The organism is Alcanivorax hongdengensis A-11-3, from assembly GCF_000300995.1.
Lineage (GTDB): Bacteria > Pseudomonadota > Gammaproteobacteria > Pseudomonadales > Alcanivoracaceae > Alcanivorax > Alcanivorax hongdengensis.
Map to the genome: position 1 here is coordinate 1 of NZ_AMRJ01000048.1, position 13,971 is coordinate 13,971.

Sequence of the window (13,971 nt, forward strand, 5' to 3'; positions counted from 1 at the left end):
TAGAAGTGTCCGCAGTAACGGGGTAGAACCCTAATGATCTGAAGAGTGTCACGACGCCCGATGGCGATGTGTGGCGCTATTCGTATGACGCAAGCGGTAATATTACCTCTGTGGTGAACCCTTATGGTGGGCAGACCAGTATTTCGTATGATACACAGCTGATTCACCGTTTTGATGCCGATACGGCCATCTATAATAAAGTGGTCACTCAATTGCATGAGGCAGGGCGCAAAACGCTGAATTACTCTTATTCACGAGGAGATGATGGCGATATTACAACCGTTGATGGCGACCTCGGGACTACGGTCTACCACTTTGATGGGCTAGGCTCCGTCTCGGATGGTGAGGTCTGGCGTATCGGGCTTTTAAAAAAGAAAGTTTATACGCCGGCGACAGGCGCAGAAAGTGTTCATGAGTATCACTATGCCAGAAAGCCTATTTCCACGGAAAATATGATAAGAAGAATCAGGGTCGGTTTTAATATCCCTGAGGATGAATATTACTATATTCCTATTTTGACGTCGGAAACATTCACTCTGGGTGGCGACGTATGGGAGAAAACCTACAATACCAATATAGACCAGGATTTGGGTGACGATAGCCTGGTGGAGTTTTCTCCTTACGATGTGCTTTCTATTGATGAGGTCGGTCCTGCAGGATCCAGGCACGTTTTAAATTCCTATTATAGCGATCCTGGCTCTTATGTGTACGGCAGAGTAGAGGCAGAAGGTGGACTTGAAGGGCCGGGCGGTGATGTATATGAAAACCAAATGTCCTACGATAGCAACGGTAATGTAGAGTCCATCGTTGCTAAAAATATTGAAATTGATGTCACGGTTGATAGTCACGGCAACATAACAAGCAAGGAAACCCCTGAAGGCCTGAAAACCGAATATTCCTCCTTCGACAAAGGGATACCAACACATATTAAAAAGCCTGGCGGTCTGGATATTGACCAGTCAGTTGATGATTTTGGTCGTGTGCAGAGCCGTTCATATGCTGGTAGAACGGAGCAAACGGTCAGGGATGTGTCTGGACGGGTGTTATCTTTTCAGCCTGTTGCGGGCGATGAAACAACAGTTGACTGGTTGTCCAACGAGGCAAGGGTTCGCCGAGGCGCGCTAAAGCATGTATATACGTTTGACGGTTATGGTCGAATTATTTCGGAAAAAATCACAGCGCCTCAGTCACCAACAGTCAACATCAGTAGGGGATATGATTCGCAGGATAATCTTGTATCGCTAACCATCAACGGAAGCCATGTGAGCTATTCGTATGATGGATATGGCCGATTGATTTCGATTAACGATCAGGGTCGAATAAGAAGCTTTAATTATTCTGGTGATGAAGTATCAGTAACCAATGAGCTGGGCGGAGCAATTACCTACCCGATAAGGAGTTATAGTAGTCCGTTCGATTATGATGTTATGGGAATGGAGCAGGATGGCGGTGTTTCCATATCAATAGGAAGAAATATTGTAGGTAGTGTTACGGATATTTCCTCAGGTGATGTGGAAAGGGTTTATGATTATGGCGGCAGTTATTTTTACCCTGTTTCCTATACAGAGCCTGAAACAGGAAAGACTCTTTTCAGTTATGATAACGATGGTCGAGTCGTTGGGAGCGGTTTTGGTGATGGGTTTCGCACCCGCCATGTGGTCTATGATGATGCTGGCTATGTTTCCCAGGAAACATATAGCGATGGTTCCGGGGATTTGGTGATTGATTACTCCCGGGATATTCTGGGGAATATTCTTTCTGCTACGCGAATCATGACGGATAACGATGATAATTCCACTGTGACGGGTAGTTCCTACACATACACACTTGACAACCTGGTCACCTCGGAAACCTTGTCAATTGACGAGCAGGATTTCACTCTTTCCTACGGTTACGATAATAAGCGCTCTCTCATATCCGTGGGTTACCCGTCAGGGAATACATATACAGTGGGTACTGATGGTTATGGTAACCCCACGTCGTATAGCGGTTTTGTGGATTCGGCCACCTATTCATATGTGGGCGTGCCATTGTCGATAAGTTTCGCCAATGGCGACGTCTACAATGCCAGTGTCAATGCCCGGCGAACCGTTTCATCCATGGGGGTTTCGGCTGGCTTCAATAACCCTTTGTTGGCCTTTTCCTATGTTTATGATGACGCCTTGAACATCACCGAAATCGTTGATGGTGCTGGTGGCAATCGATCAATGAATGCCACGTATGACGATTTCTCTAGACTGCTTTTTTCGGAGTCAGGCGGGGATGACTATGGATATGTCTATGATGAGCTGAATAATATTTCAATGGTGTCCAGAAATGGCAGCTTGTTTAGCTATCATTACGATGAAAATAATGTATTTTCCTCGGTTGATTTTTACCCTGATGCCGTTTCTGAACATAACCCTGTCGGTGAGCAGACATACTTTGGTGTTCCCGGGAGCTCAATAGAGCTGGGAACCGATCAATTCCAGCGTAGTTATGCTCGGTTACCTGATGGTTCGGTCTCTCGCATTGCGTCGGTGACAGCAAAAGATTTGATGAATGGTTATTATGGTTCCACCGATTTTTATAATTACGATTATCGCGGCTATATGGTAAAGGAGGTGACAAAGGTTGTTGACACGTCAACATGTGTCAATGGTGTGTGTGACCTTAAAAATCAGAATTCCCCTGTCTACAGCATATATGGTAACAATGGTCGCCTTATGTACCAGTTGGATTCAGGGACAGGGTTCAAGAAAGAATACCATTATCTTGGTTCACGTCTTATTGGAATGACCTCCGATAAATACGGTTGTGGTGATGATCCAGACGGTGATGGCATGGAATTCTGCTACGAAGAGCAGTATGGCTTGGATAATAATCGCGACGATGCCAACTATGATTATGATAATGATGGCCTGACCAATCTTGAGGAATTCTCCCACCACTCAAATCCCAACAAGAAAGATTCAGATGCAGATGGCATACCAGATGGTGATGAAGTTGCTCTTGATCTCGATCCCGCAGTGAGTGACGCCAGTGGAGACAATGACGGTGATGGCCTTACCAATTATCAGGAGTATGTGGCGGGTTATGATCCCAATGTCGCCAATATTCCTGACGCAGTCAGTGATTTTTCCTTGAGTGTCGGCGCCAATGAGCTGCTTGTTCGCTGGGATCGGAATACCAGCCCCCAGGCAAAAGTGCTGGTGGGTACCTCTTCGGAGAATATGGCGCTCTTGCTGACTGGTGAGGGTGGCGAAGCGGCGTTGGATTATGGCGATTTGCCAGAAGAGGGTTATGTTGCTGTTGTCGCCCATAATAACGAGGGGGATGCGCAGCCTTCTGCTAGCCGTCATTTCAAGAAATCCAGTGATTGGGGAAGTTTCTCTTTGACTGGTGCGGATCAGGTCATGGTTAATCTGGATCAGCAAGGTCTGATGCTTGTGGCTGATAACCAGAGCGGTTACCTCAAGGCAATGCAAGATGGCCAGCTACTTGATCAGACGTCGCTAAACAGTTACCCAAGGCCGGAGTCCTTTGACTACGAGAATGGGGATTTCAAGACATTTAGTCTCAATAATGGTGATTACTTTATCGTATGGACGATGACCAATGCTCGCCATGCAATTCGTGCGGCCAGATTCTGTGTCAAGGAGGGCTCTTTCTGCCATTACGATGAGCTTTACAGCAGCTCCCTGCAAAGTGGCGGTGGTAATTTTGCGGATACCGTTTTCGATATGGATGCCGTCTTGCTTAATGACCATGTCATCGTGGCCTGGCGACAAAAGCTTCCTCAGTCTGAAAGCCAGGTTTACGCGGTCGTTACTGATACAGACCTGTCTGATATTGAGACGTTTTATCTAGATGACGGCTTGCCTGCCGGCGAGCAGGTGAAGGGGTTGGGTTTGTTGGCCACATCGGATGACCAAGTGCTTCTTGTCAGGCAAAAGTGCTGCACCGATGATGCTTCCGGCCTGTATCTCTCCCGCTGGACCCTCATCAGCGGTTGGTCCGAGCCTCAAGCTATGCCTCTTGAGCAGTCTGATGGCGAGCACTTCAATGTTGATCAATTCTCGCTGTTAGCTGGCGACACTTCAGGTATTGCGAATCTGGTTGTTGTGGATTGGGACTCTGATATTGCCCGTGTGCTTAATGACGTGGATGGTACCTGGGCATGGGTTGATGGTCAGTTGAACCTGACGGATGCCACAAGTTATCAGTTCGCTGCCACGACCAACGATGATCGCTTGTCCCTGGCCTATGCGACTGACTCTGGTGTGTCTACCTATTCGGTGAATGACTTTACGGCCCTGTTACAGGGAGCTCCGATCGAAAAAGATATTGATGAGTACATAGAAGGACTCGCTATCCAGCCCTCTCTGGATGATGGAGCCTGGGTTCTGATCAGTACGGACGATACAGGGTATTTATTCAGCCATGGGGTCAGTGGCGCCAGTGTATTGCATGAACTGCCGGTATCCGGTGCCTTGCCCTTCTTTGTTTCTGCTGCCAATCAGGATCAATATGCTGCCGTTGCGGCATATGAAACCTCAGGGGCGGTAAGAGCCAGTGTTGAGCGGTTACAAACATCGCAAACCACTCCACCGTTCATTGATATCGATACCCCTGAGAGCATTCATCCGGGTATGCCCTTCAAGCTTTGCGGTCAGTGGGCGGTCTCAAGGCCGGTTAGCGTGGTTCGGCTTGAGCAGACTGCGGGCCCGGTCTTTGCTGGACTGCCCTCGCAGGGGCGTTGTACCACGCTATCGGCACCTTTGCTGGCGCAAAGCCAACAGGCGGACTTTTCGTTTACCGTATCCACTGCAGCTGAGGATCAGTCCGGTTCGGGTTCGTTAATGCTGCCTGCCTTTGAGCCTTCCGTGTATGTGTCGGGGCCTGTCTCTGTCCTGGAGGGGCAGCAAGCCGACATCGGTGTGGATATTACCTATAACAACGGTGATACCTATTATGGGCCGCGCCAGGTGAGCTGGGTGCAGCTCAGTGGTCCGCAGCGTGCCATGGTGCCTGAGAATACCGATGGCACGCATGTTTCACTCTGGGGTAGCAATGTGACAGCGGATCAAACCGCAGTATATCAAGCCTCTGTCTATTTCCCTGATGCGGATATGACATTGACCGCACAGTACAGCGTCCTTATCGAGGACAGTGGAAGTACGGTTGATTTGCCACCGGATGTAAGCCTGGATATACAGCCTTACTCTCAATGGGGCTATGACATGCAGAAGGTGACGATAAGCACTGATGTGGAGTCGGATATCACTCTGAAAATGTACGGCTCTTGGAGCATGCTCAGTGATGGTAACCAACCGCAATCGATCGCGGCGGGTGAAGAGCCTGAAACTGGCTTTACCCGGCGTTATGTTGGCCCCTTTAGTGCAATTTTGCAGCAGGGTCAGAGCATTCAGGGGGTAGTCAGGGCCGAATCGCTATCCTCTGGCCTGGTGTCCTACTACAACTTTGAAGTAACGCCACCGCCAGTGGGGGAGCTTGATCCTTATGTGACCATCGGTGGCGACAGCACTTTGCCGGACGGTGATACCGTGGATATCACTGCCCAGACCCATAGTGATGACAGCGGTGACCTTTATGACGGCAATGTCCAGTATACCTGGACACAGCTGTCAGGGCCCGATCTCGGCCTGGGCGCTGGCCTCACCGGGCAATCATTGACCGTTACGTTGCCGCAGGTGCAAAGCCCCACGGATATCGTTCTGGCGGTGCAGGCTTCATTGACCGACGAGGGAATGAGTGTCACCGCACAAAAAACCTTTACCGTGGTGGATGATGACAGCAGTGGTGGTAACGGGCCGACCATCAGCTGGGATGTGGAACCCTACTCCGCCTATGGCTACGACATGAACCGGGTGACCTTCGACGCGGGCAATGCGGATATCTACATGAAGATCTACGGGTCATGGACCATGCTTTCGGATGGCAATCAACCGGTGGAAGTCGGTGCCGGTAATGAACCGGAGAGTGGCTATGGCTATCAGTATGTAGCGCCATTCAGCATTCTGCGTGAGTCGGGCAAACAGATGGATATCACCGTGCGAGCCCAGTCGGCGGACACCGGGGTGGTGAGCTATAAACGAATCATAGTGACCGATACCGGTGGCAGCAGTGCGCCGCTCAACTAACCAGGGAAGGGGAATGAGCATGTTACGGATAGTGTTGCTGGGGCTATTGCTTCTAAGTGCTGGGCTGGCCCAGGCGGTGGATGAAGTCAAAACGATTATCCATACGGATCACTTGGGCTCACCGGTACTGGGCCGGTCGATGGACGGTGAAACCGTTTTCGAGCGCCATTACGCGCCGTTTGGTGCCAGCCTTGATGCCCCGGATGACAAGCTGGCCACGGGCTATACCGGTCACCGGGAAATGCGCAAGACCGGGCTGGTGTATGCGGGGGCGCGGTGGTATGACCCGTCATTGGGGCAGTTTTTGAGTCCGGACCCGGTGTTGTTTCGTTTGTCTGACCCGGTGAGTTTTAACCGGTATGTGTATGGTGCGAATAATCCTTTAAATATGATAGACCCCGATGGCTTTCTTGAAATAAGAGCTTATAAAATTCAAGGTAGAACAGAGTATTCTGTTCAGCCTGCTGATGGTGCATTTGAGTCAGGAATGACTTCTGCAATGAAAAAAATGAGTGGTGCCTTTAAGAAAGTGATGAAGATTTCTGATATTGCATCGAAGTCGGCAGATTTTGTCGCAGGGAAGCCCGCTAGTTGGACGAACAAGGGAATGAATTGGTCAACATTAATGAGGTTGTGGCATGAGGCCTCTATCGATGAGGCGGCTATCAACGGTTATCGAGAATCAAGTAATACAGATGTCCTAAATGGTAGGCTAAGCCGGGATCAGGTATCTGACTTTATTGATTGGGCTAAAAAAAATATAGAAGGATTTTCTGATTATGGGTATGACAGCATCGTCAGTGATGCGGAAAGAAATGTTAAAGCGAGCGAAGAGAGATTAAAAAAATATTGGCCTGGGGCTGGAGCGCTAACAAGAGAAAACGAAAGAAGACATGAATACCTTAACTAGTGCAGTCTTTTGGTTTTTGACTTTTCTTTATCCTGGACCGGGATGTGGTGAGGTATACGCACAGGCTGAACGGGCTGGCAGTGATTTGAGTGAATATTCTTATGAAATGCACTCTTCATGCGAGGGGTTTTCGCCACTTTGGATTGCAGCGAGAGATAATAATAGGCGAGTTTCTGATAAACTGATGAAGGCGGGGTGGCCGGTTCATGAAAAGAAGATTGGTCGTGAGTCTCCAGTGATTATTTGGCGATTTTATACTAACGGTTGGCTGGATCTCATACCAAAGGATTTTAATCCTCGAAAAAAGTATGAAGGGGATTCTATGTTGCTTTTTGCATGTCAAGAAGGGGGGTATGAGGATGTAAAAAAATTGCTTGGGATTATCCCTGTTAATGAGATTGATAATGAAGGGATGAATTGTTTGTCCAGATTTTTACGTGGGGTCTCTTACCATGAAAAAAGCATGAATCTATTACAGCTTTTGGTATCTGAAGGGGTTTCACTGAATCAGGTGGAGAAGTTGGGAGAGACTCCACTTGGACGATCTGTTTTAGCCTATATTGATACTAAGAAAAATGGCGATAAAAAGCGGTCAGATTTTTTGTGGAAAGTAATCGTGACGCTCTTGAATGCAGGTGCTTCCCCGAATATATCCTCAGGTGTTTATCTTCCTTTGACTGAAGCGTTGCTTTCAAAGGACTATGACCTTGCTAATCTCCTTCTTAATCATGGTGCGGACCCGAATAGATTATCCTGTGATGGGTATAGTTGTATTGGTCATGTGTCTCAAATTCCTGGTTTAGATATGAATAAGCTCCATCTTGATTAAGAAAAGGCGATGTTATGACTTTCTCGGTGACATGACGGTTGCGCGCTGCGAGCCATCTATGCGGGTATCAACGTCTGAAATACTGATTCAGTGCCACTTTTTCAGCTAATTGAGAGAGTGACACTGAATCATGATGATGGCCTGAATTAATCAATCTCGGAGGTGTTCTTTTCCTTTCTTTCCGTTCGCGGTTTGCGCTCGGTGCGGGCGGAACTGGACAGGGCGCGCCAGAAAGGAATACGACGGGTGACCGAGACCATTTCATCGACGCTGTCGCTGATGCCGGAAAGCCGGTCGACGGTATCGCGCAGGCCCACCAGTTCATCCACATGTTCGGAAATCTTGAACACCACCATGTAGAACTCCAGCAGGGCCCGTAGCACCGAGGCGGACACCAGAAAGCCCAGCGGGGCAGCGAAAAAGGTGTAGAACAGGCCCTTCAGGGTGGAATCCAGGAAGGCATCCACGCACAGATAGGTGAGGGCGGAGACAATTGCCACCAGCATCATGCCGTACACGCCGGGGATCACCTGGATGATCATGTACTTGTCAAAACGGAAGTTGAACAGCTCCCGCCAGTACTGCACCACCCAGAACACCGCCCGGCGGATCTTGACGCTGAATTTTTCCGGTACCGGCTTGTGGGGCGTGGTGTTCCGGGAGTCGTTGTTGTTCTCTACCATTTTGCGTACTGCTCCTCGACAAAACCGTAGTGACGTTCAATGGCAAAGCGGCGCCCGTCGTGCAGGCGAAGCTGGCCATGGAAGCTGCCAAACAGCTGATTGAAATTACTGGCGAACAGGCCCAGGTTGAGCCGCTCGCGATGATTGCCGCTGGGGGTAAAAGTCAGGTCCACCTGGCCGCATTCGCTGCGTATTCGCCAGGGTTGCATAAGGTCGTCGCGCTGATAATCAAACGCCACGCCACCGGTGGTCAGGCACTGGTCATCCACCCACAGACAGTTTTCCGAATAGGTGGTTTCATTGACGCCGCAGGACAGGTTCAACCCCAGCAGGTGTTCGCCCTGACGGCCGGACAAACAGGCCCAGTTCCAGAACGTTTCCCGGCGCATATAGCCGGCGGAGAAATCGTGGTGTCCACAGGCACCCAGGCTGGCCAGGTCGCGTTGCCCCTGGCCATCGTGCAGGGTGCCGGTGACCGGGCGGGCGGCCACCTTGTTGGCATAGACCCAGCCATTGACGCCGGTACGGGTGCACAGGGACATGGGCTGGAAGTGGTCTTCCTCCATGCGTGCCTGCAGCGACAGCCCGTCAATGTCCAGTTGCAGGGTTTTCACCAGGCCACTGTCCTGACGCTGGTAGCCCAGCCGGATATCCACCCCTTTTTGTTGAAAGCGGCTTTCGCCCTCGCAGGGGGATTCACTCAGGTGCAGTGCCCGGCCCAGCGGCGAGCGCCAGGTATATTCGCGCAGCTTGCCAGTGCCCGGTTCGAAAATATAACAGAAGGCCATGCCCAGGTAGGCGGTGTGGGCCAGCGCACAGCCGGCCAGCAGGTCGTCGCTGATGATGCCGAAATACTGGAACTGCTTGTAATGAAAATGCCGCGCCAGGGCGCCGGCGGGGGCGCCCATGGGGGTGCGGTAATCCGCCTGGCGGCCGTTGATGTGCGCGACCGTGTGGTCGAAGCGCCCAAAAGCGACCTGGCCCTGTGGGTCGACCAGGGTATCGGGAGTCTCAAGCGTGGGCATGGGTCAGCTCGGCCAGCGGGAGGGGACAATGAATCCCGGTTCGGTGCCACTCTCGCCTAGCACCATCACCGGGTATGACTGGGATTCAACATAGTCAATGAGGGTGGGGCGATCAACAAGAGTGGTACTTTTGTCCGACAGAAAGGGTACTGGCCAGTCTGCCCGCGCAATGATTCGCCAGTGGCCGGCGGGCAGGGCCTGGCCATGGCACCACCAGCCCCGTTCATGGGCCGGGTTGCTGCCGGGCGGCAGGGGGGTATCGGTTTCGCCGTGGAACAGGCGGCCACGGGTGAGCAGGGCCGTGCTGGTGACCTGCAGACCTTGCTGGGCCAGCAGGGCCCGTACCGCCGGCAGGCTGGCCCGGGGTAACTGTTGTTCGAACAGGTGTCGCTGCTTGCGCACCAGGGTATCCCGGTGATTGGGGCCCAGCCACTGGCCATGGGCGCCGAGAAAGAATTTCAGGGCCAGCTCCCAGTGCTGTAATTCGCCGCTTTCGCGGTCACGGACCAGCAGATCCAGCTCGCCAAGGGTTTGCCGGCCGTCACGGATGATCAGGTTGGGGGCCACCAGTTCCAGCCGGTCGCTGGCGTGGATCAGGGCATGAACCAGCTGTTCAAAGTGCTGGCCCAGGCGGCGGGGCTGCGGTTGTCCGTCCAGCAGGGCCTGTGCCCGGTCCAGCAAGTCGGGTTGCTGGCGGGCGGCATCCTTGAGTGTCTGGCCGGCATCCCCCCAGGGGGCAGGCAGTAGCAGAGCCGGTGCGTCAATCAGCCAGTGCAGCCGGGCTCTCAGTGAGGTGTCATTCAATGTCAGACCGATGCGGAGATATCTTCCCGTGAGGTAAGAGCATCGCGGACTTCACTGGCCCAGTCCAGCCAGGCCTGCTGATCGAGAATGCCGCGTCGCAGGGTCAGGTAGGAAAACAGCTGTTTGTCGCGCCCTTCGTTGTCCAGCTTGTGAGCCAGTTCCTCGAAGGTGGCCAGCCGTTCGCGGCGCATTTCGGTGAGCTCGTCCAGCTCGCGCAGCAGGGCGTGGCTATCCGCCAGGCCGCCACCGGCAATCTTGACCATGAAGGCATCGCGGATACGAGCGGCGGCGGCCGGTTTGCGCAACCAGCGAATCAGCTCATCACGGCCCTTGTCGGTGATCCGGTAGAGTTTCTTGTCCGGTTTGCCGTCCTGGGGGATGTGGCGATATTTGACCATTTGTTGATCGTTGAGCTTACCCAGCTCCAGATAAATCTGCTGGTGGGTGGCATTCCAGACCAGGCCAATACTGTTGGCGAACTCGCGGGCGAGGTCGTAACCGCTGGCTTCCTGATCATCTAGCAGGACAAGAATGGCATGGCGCAAAGACACGGCGAGCTCCTCGATCAATATGTTGTAGTGCCAAATTGATAGTAGAGAGCCCGCTTATTACTGCGCAATCAGTTGTATAAGTAGTTTTGTAAAAACTTGGTGAAGATCAGGACGTTAAGCGAATCTGGGTAAGCCTTTGTTATCAAAATGTGTGCACTGTGTCGGAACTGTTCATCAGCTCAACCGTGATGTCCGTCAAATCGGGCCAGCATGCTGCACTGGTAGGCCGCCGAGGCGCTCAGCTGTTCATTTTCCAGGCGCGGGATCAATTGATTGACCAGGCTGCGGGAGGCCTTGCGGGTGGTTTCCACACCGACCGCAGCCATCTTGCGCATCACCGGGCCGAATTCCAGCAGCTGCATGGGGCGCTCGAAATACCAGTGCACGCCTTCATTGGTGAGGGTGTGCAGGTACTGGGTCATGTGCTGGCGGGCCAGGTCGGTGTTGCCTGCATCCACATGGTCGTTGAGGCCGCGGGCCAGATCGGCCACGTCCTCATGGATCGGGAAGGCCACATACCAGGTCTGGCCATCACTGCCCGGGCGGCGCACCTGATCCATGTAGTCGGCGGCGGCATGGTGCTGGCGCAGGTCCATCTTGCGACTGCTGCGGCGAATCACCATGCCGGTGGCCTTGCTGATGGTCTGGGTGGTCAGGTTGACCACCCGGTTCATGCCCGGGTTCAGGCCGGTGGCCCGAGCGGGGGCGGTAAAGAAGGCGTGCAGGGCTTCGTCAATGAACAGCGTCATGATCTGTTCCAGGGTGTCGGGCTCCAGCCCGGGGCGCGGGCCGCGCATGCGCTGGATGAAATCATCGGTCAGCCGGTGAAGGCGCTCGCTGGAGGCAAAGGCCACATGGGTGTGGGTCATGGTTCCGGTCCTTTCGCAATGTCGGGCTCGATGGTACCGGCATGCTCCCGGTCCCCCAATGACCAAAAGTTGCGCCCTGTGGTGTTTCTTTTTGCCAGGTAATAGAAGATGATGCGCGGCCGGAGGATAAATGCATGCTAACCGTCGTCATGCCCGATGCGGACCAGGTAAAACGCTGGCTGCAGCAGGCCAACATTCAGCACTACATCTGTGATCACTGTCATGCGCTGCACCTTTCCGAGTTGCAGGGTCGTGACGGGGTGGTGGATGCGCGCCTGTTTGTGGAGGACGACGGTCTGTTGCTGACCACCGAGCTGGAAGTGCGTCCGGCGGCCCTGTTTGCCGTGCAGGCGGAACTCACCCGGCTGAACATGAATTTCCCGTCCCTGAAACTGTTCCTGGATGTGAATGACGATTCCCTGCCGCGGCTGGTGGCCTGTGACCTGCTGTTGGGGCGCCATGGTGTTACCTTCCAGCAGTTCATCTATTTTGTTCAGGCCACCGTGGATGCCACCATCCAGTTGCTGGAAGAGTGTCAGGACAGCGACTGGCTGATGTGGCCGGATGAAGAGGCGGAGCCCGATACACCCCCCCAGGGTGGTGGTAGCGCGCTGCACTAGAGGATTGGCCGTGCACGACAATGTGGATTGGCTTGGCGGTGTCGGTGGCGACCACCGCACTACCCTGATCGAGAATCTGGTGCGCCAGGGCTATTCGGTGTCCCCCGGTTATTTTTCCCTGCCTCTGGTCCGTGCCCTGCGTGAGGAAGCCTTGCTGCGCGACCGCCAGGGCGAATTTCAGCTGGCCGGTATTGGCCGCCGCCAGGATCATCATCTTGATGAGCGGGTGCGCAGTGACCGCACCCGCTGGCTGGACGGTTCCACCCTGGCCCAGTGCCAGTTGCTGGAAGAAATGGAGCAGCTGCGTCAGCAGATCAACCGTGAGCTGTTCATGGGGCTGTTCGAGCTGGAAAGCCACTTTGCCATTTACGGCCCCGGTGACTATTACCAGCGCCACCTGGATGCCTTCAATGGCAACAATGGCCGTCTTCTGTCCACGGTGCTGTATCTCAATGAAGGCTGGCTCAGTGAGGATGGCGGACGCCTGCGCATCTGGCCGGCGCCGGATGCCCAGACGGTGGTCACGGAAGTGGAGCCCCGTGCCGGTACCCTGGTGTGCTTTCTGAGCGAGAAAATCCCCCACGAAGTCTTGGCAGCCCGGCGTGAACGCTACAGTATTGCCGGATGGTTCCGCTGCAACAACACCACCGCCGAGTGGCTCGATCCGCCACGCTGATCCTGCTTGCGCTGCTGTGCAGCCCCGGGCAGGCGCAGTTGTGCGCCAATCCGGGCCAGGATGGCGACCAGGCCAGTGGCCCGCTGATCAACAGCTACTTTACCGGCCCGGATAGCCAGACCCTGCCCGCCGGCAGCAATGAACTGCCGCTGACAGTGGCTCGTGGTAACGGGCGTCTGCATGGTGGTGATCTGGCCTTGCTGATACAGATGCAGGGCGCCGATATCCGCCATGAGAATCACGCCGACTATGGCCAGCTGCTGGCCTCCGCCCTGCATCAGGAATGGGTCAGTATCGTTCGGGTCAGTCAGCATCGCGCCCGTATCCGGGGGGCCGGTGACAACGGCGGGCTGCGCTACAGCTACCGCAATGCGCCGGCGGACAAGCAGCATGGCCGGGCCCGTTGGCAATTGATACGGGTGCCCCAGTACCAGTCCCTGATTGTGCAAGAGGATCTCAAGGCGTTGCCCTGGGATGGCCGCACCGGTGGCGTGCTGGCCATGGATGTGCGCCGTCAGCTCGACCTGCAGGGCCATTCCCTGTCGGTGGCCGGGGCCGGTTTCCGGGGTGGCCAGGCGTTGTCGCTCAGTGGCGCCCTGGGGCGCCCGCAGGATTGGCGCTACCCGGCTCCCAGCGAGGCGGAGCGTCAGGCCGGTTATGGCCAGCACGGTAGCAAGGGTGAAGGCGTGGCCGGCAGCCCGGCGGCGATGACCTTGCCGGATAGCGGCTATCCCGGCGGTGACATGGGCCGGGGCGCGCCGGCCAATGCCGGCGGTGGCGGCAATGGTCTGGACCTGTCCCAGCGGCACGTGGCGGGTGGCGGCGGCGGTGGTAATGCCGGCGCCGGCCAGTCGGGCTCCC

11 protein-coding genes are annotated in these 13,971 nt (G+C 54.2%); 6 read left to right on the forward strand and 5 right to left on the reverse strand.

What is annotated here, in order from left to right; genetic code table 11:
- Window positions 1–68 precede the first annotated feature (68 nt).
- Genes A11A3_RS17605 through A11A3_RS17865 form a run of 3 tightly spaced genes read left to right on the forward strand, consistent with a single transcriptional unit; the run spans window position 69 to window position 7,882 of the window.
- Complete coding sequence (locus A11A3_RS17605) at window positions 69–6,143, forward strand: RHS repeat protein (protein ID WP_083851800.1); 6,075 nt, start codon at window positions 69–71, stop codon at window positions 6,141–6,143.
- A 19-nt stretch (window positions 6,144–6,162) separates the two neighbouring features.
- Window positions 6,163–7,053 (forward strand): RHS repeat domain-containing protein, encoded by an 891-nt coding sequence (locus A11A3_RS17325; RefSeq protein ID WP_008930494.1) that lies wholly within the window; start codon window positions 6,163–6,165, stop codon window positions 7,051–7,053.
- Window positions 7,037–7,882, forward strand: a complete 846-nt coding sequence (locus tag A11A3_RS17865) for an ankyrin repeat domain-containing protein (RefSeq protein WP_157375809.1) — start codon at window positions 7,037–7,039, stop codon at window positions 7,880–7,882. Before A11A3_RS17325 ends, A11A3_RS17865 begins: the two co-directional genes overlap by 17 nt.
- 146 nt (window positions 7,883–8,028) lie before the next feature.
- On the opposite strand, the gene A11A3_RS16600 is transcribed toward A11A3_RS17865, so the two are convergent.
- The 5 genes from A11A3_RS16600 to A11A3_RS16620 all read right to left on the reverse strand — a co-directional run bounded on the left by A11A3_RS16600 (window position 8,029) and on the right by A11A3_RS16620 (window position 11,814).
- Window positions 8,029–8,565: a DUF4282 domain-containing protein gene (locus tag A11A3_RS16600; RefSeq protein WP_008930495.1), complete on the reverse strand. Its 537-nt coding sequence runs from the start codon at window positions 8,563–8,565 to the stop codon at window positions 8,029–8,031.
- Entirely contained in the window at window positions 8,559–9,590 is a 1,032-nt protein-coding gene (locus A11A3_RS16605) for a DUF2804 domain-containing protein (protein WP_008930496.1), read from the reverse strand. Before A11A3_RS16605 ends, A11A3_RS16600 begins: the two co-directional genes overlap by 7 nt.
- Window positions 9,591–9,593: 3 nt before the next feature.
- Complete coding sequence (locus A11A3_RS17330; RefSeq protein WP_008930497.1) at window positions 9,594–10,394, reverse strand: DUF1853 family protein; 801 nt, start codon at window positions 10,392–10,394, stop codon at window positions 9,594–9,596.
- Between the two features lie 2 nt (window positions 10,395–10,396).
- Window positions 10,397–10,945, reverse strand: coding sequence for a PadR family transcriptional regulator (locus tag A11A3_RS16615; protein ID WP_040297453.1), 549 nt, complete (start codon window positions 10,943–10,945; stop codon window positions 10,397–10,399).
- Window positions 10,946–11,124: 179 nt separating this feature from the next.
- Window positions 11,125–11,814 (reverse strand): hypothetical protein, encoded by a 690-nt coding sequence (locus tag A11A3_RS16620; RefSeq protein ID WP_008930499.1) that lies wholly within the window; start codon window positions 11,812–11,814, stop codon window positions 11,125–11,127.
- Window positions 11,815–11,948: 134 nt separating this feature from the next.
- On the opposite strand from A11A3_RS16620, the gene A11A3_RS16625 reads away from it, so the two are divergent.
- From A11A3_RS16625 to A11A3_RS16635, 3 genes are all read left to right on the forward strand, one after another.
- A complete protein-coding gene (locus A11A3_RS16625) occupies window positions 11,949–12,434 on the forward strand; it encodes a YbjN domain-containing protein (protein WP_008930500.1) in 486 nt (161 codons plus the stop codon).
- Window positions 12,435–12,444: 10 nt separating this feature from the next.
- Entirely contained in the window at window positions 12,445–13,110 is a 666-nt protein-coding gene (locus A11A3_RS16630) for a 2OG-Fe(II) oxygenase (RefSeq protein WP_008930501.1), read from the forward strand.
- The coding region (locus A11A3_RS16635; protein ID WP_008930502.1) for a hypothetical protein at window positions 13,059–13,971 on the forward strand (913 nt) is incomplete at its 3' end. The genes A11A3_RS16630 and A11A3_RS16635, both read left to right, overlap by 52 nt.